A 2,511-nucleotide genomic window follows, 5' to 3' on the forward strand; every position below is an offset into this window, starting at 1 on the left:
CCCGCCATCGGCTACCGACGCTCCGGCTGGGCGGCTTCGGCTTCGCGCTTGGCGGCGCGCACCTTCGCGAAGGCGGAAACGGCGTAGTAGGCCGTGGTGAGGAGCGCGAGCACGAGCCCCGCGTACACGAACCAGATGCCCCACGAGTACGGGCCCGCCGCGAGGCCCGGCAGCCAGGCGGCGTCCACCACGCCGAGGCCCTCCAGCAGCGGCCAGTTCAGCAGCAGCCCGGCGAAGCCCACGAACAAGAGCGTGGTGGCCACCTTGCCCGCATAGACCACCGCCACGCGCACGCGGTAGCGCTTGAGCAGCACCGCACCGCCCACGAGCAGGGCCAGGTCGCGTATCAGCACGACGAGTATGATCCAAAGCGGCAGCCGTCCCACCAGGAACAGGCCCGCCACGCCCGCTATCATGAGGATGCGGTCGACGGCCGGGTCCAGCAGCTGGCCGAGCTTCGACACGGCGTGCGTGCGGCGGGCGATCTGCCCGTCGACCCAATCGGTGCCCGCGGCCAGCGCGAACAGGAACGTGGCCATGAGGTCGTAGCCGTTGAACAGCAGCACGAGGAAGATGGGCACGAGGCACAGCCGGATGAGCGATATGATGTTCGGCACGGTGAAGATGCGGTTGCTCGCCTCCTCCTTGCCCTTCGGTCCCGCGGCCCCGCGCGCTTCTCTGCCTGCCATCGTCCTCTTCTCCCGCCGTCCGCCCTGCGCAGGAGCCGCCGGCCAAGACCCGCGGCGGCCTCCCACGCAAAGACCGGGCTCGAAGCCCGGTCCCTTGCCTATCGGCGTTCATTCTAGCAGTTTTGCGCGCGCCCGCCGACGCGCCCACGCATCCTTCGCAGATTTTTAAGACTGCGCCGCAGCCGCCTTCGCATGCTCGGGCACCTCGAACACGTCCGAGCGCTTCTCGGTGGCGGGCGGCGTGTACGTGGGCTCCATGGCCAGGCACTGTTTCGGGCACTCGCGCACGCACGTGCCGCACTGCACGCAGCGGAAGCGGTTGATGGACCACGTGCGGGCCGGCTTGTCCACCGTGATGGCGTCGCAGGGGCAGCGCTTCATGCAGATGCCGCACAGGATGCACGCGTCCACGTTGTTGGTCACGTGGCCCTTGAGGCCCGGCGGGGGCGTCTTCTGCTCGACGGGGTACTGGATGGTCTCCGGCTTGCCGAACAGCGACTTCAGCGTCATCTTTCCCAGTTTGAACGATCCCATTCCCGCCTACCTTTCCGTGCAGCTGATGCAGGGGTCGATGGTCAGCACGATCATATTGACGTCGGCCAGGTCGCATCCGGCCAGCGCCGTGGCCATGCCGGCCAGGTTCTGCGAGGTGGGCGTGCGCATGCGCATGCGCTCCAGGTACTTCGACCCGTTGCCGCGCGCATAGTAGTAGCACTCGCCGCGCGGCTGCTCCACCAGGTTGGCCGCCTCGGCTCCCGGCGCGGGCGAGCCCTTCACGTCCACCGCGATGTCGCCGGCGGGTATCTTCGCGATCATCTCCTCGATGATGTCGATCGACTGCAGCACCTCGAGCGCGCGCACCTTCACGCGGGCGTAGCAGTCGCCCTGCGTGTCGAGCACCGGCCGGAAGTCGGCGAGCTTGCCGTAGCCGCCGTTGCCCAGGCAGCGCGCGTCGTTGTTCACGTTGGACGCGCGGGCGAAGGGGCCCACCATGCTCAGCGAGAACGCATCCTCGGGGCTGATGTAGCCGATGCCCACGGTGCGGTTCTTCACCGAGGTGTCCTTGAGGAACGCGTTGCAGAGCTGGCGGTAGTCGTCCTTGATGCCGTCCAGCACGCGCTTCATCTCGGCGAGCATGCCCTCGTCGATGTCGCGCACGACGCCGCCCACCTTCACCACCGAGAAGATGACGCGCCCGCCGGTGGTCTTCTCGAAGATGTCGAGCACCCGCTCGCGCAAACGCCAGCAGTGCATGAACAGGCTCTCGTAGCCGAACGCGTCGGCGGCCAGGCCCATCCACAGCACGTGGGAATGGACGCGGGACAGCTCGTGCCAGATGACGCGCAGGTACTCGGCGCGCTCGGGGATCTCAACGCCCATGAGCTTCTCCACCGTCTCGGCGTAGCCCATGGAGTGCCCGAAGGCGCAGATGCCGCAGATGCGCTCGGCCACGTAGATGAACTGGTTGTAGTCGCGCGTCTCGACGAGCTTCTCGAGCCCGCGGTGGATGAAGCCGATCTGCGGCACGGCCTCGATGACGGTCTCGTCCTCCCACCACGAGGTCGAGGTGCAGGGGCTCGGGCAGCACCGGGTGCTGCGGGCCGAACGGGATGACGGTCGCCTTCCCCATGCTACTCACCTTCCTTCCCGGCCTCGGCGGCCGCCTTCTTGGCCTTCGCGGCGATGGCCGCGCGCACGCGGGCGACCATCTCGGGGTCCATGCCGGCCAGCTTCGTCTCCAGATCGTCGTCCTCGGGCGGCGCGATGTAGCCGTGCTCGCCGGGGGCGGGCGCGGCGTCGGGGTGCGTCTCCACGTAGGCGG

The 2,511-nt window shown here is 68.4% G+C and carries 2 protein-coding genes and 2 pseudogenes; all 4 read right to left on the reverse strand.

All coding sequences use genetic code 11. From position 1 onward, the window contains the following. Positions 1-11 precede the first annotated feature (11 nt). Complete coding sequence (locus GPA_RS01960; protein WP_015538790.1) at positions 12-689, reverse strand: CDP-alcohol phosphatidyltransferase family protein; 678 nt, start codon at positions 687-689, stop codon at positions 12-14. 165 nt (positions 690-854) lie between these two features. Beyond that, the gene (locus GPA_RS01965) at positions 855-1,223 is read right to left on the reverse strand and encodes a 4Fe-4S binding protein (RefSeq protein WP_015538791.1); all 369 of its coding nucleotides are present in this window, start codon (positions 1,221-1,223) and stop codon (positions 855-857) included. A 6-nt stretch (positions 1,224-1,229) separates the two neighbouring features. Further along, a pseudogene (locus tag GPA_RS01970) lies at positions 1,230-2,319 on the reverse strand (hydrogenase large subunit). A 1-nt stretch (position 2,320) separates the two neighbouring features. Beyond that, a pseudogene (locus GPA_RS19890) lies at positions 2,321-2,511 on the reverse strand (NADH-quinone oxidoreductase subunit C); the annotation flags it as partial.

It is taken from the genome of Gordonibacter pamelaeae 7-10-1-b, from assembly GCF_000210055.1.
Lineage (GTDB): Bacteria > Actinomycetota > Coriobacteriia > Coriobacteriales > Eggerthellaceae > Gordonibacter > Gordonibacter pamelaeae.

Bases quoted from the DNA above. Each gene is read 5' to 3' on its own strand.
- GPA_RS01960 (WP_015538790.1), bottom strand. From the start codon at position 689: ATGGCAGGCAGAGAAGCGCGCGGGGCCGCGGGACCGAAGGGCAAGGAG.
- GPA_RS01965 (WP_015538791.1), bottom strand. From the start codon at position 1,223: ATGGGATCGTTCAAACTGGGAAAGATGACGCTGAAGTCGCTGTTCGGC.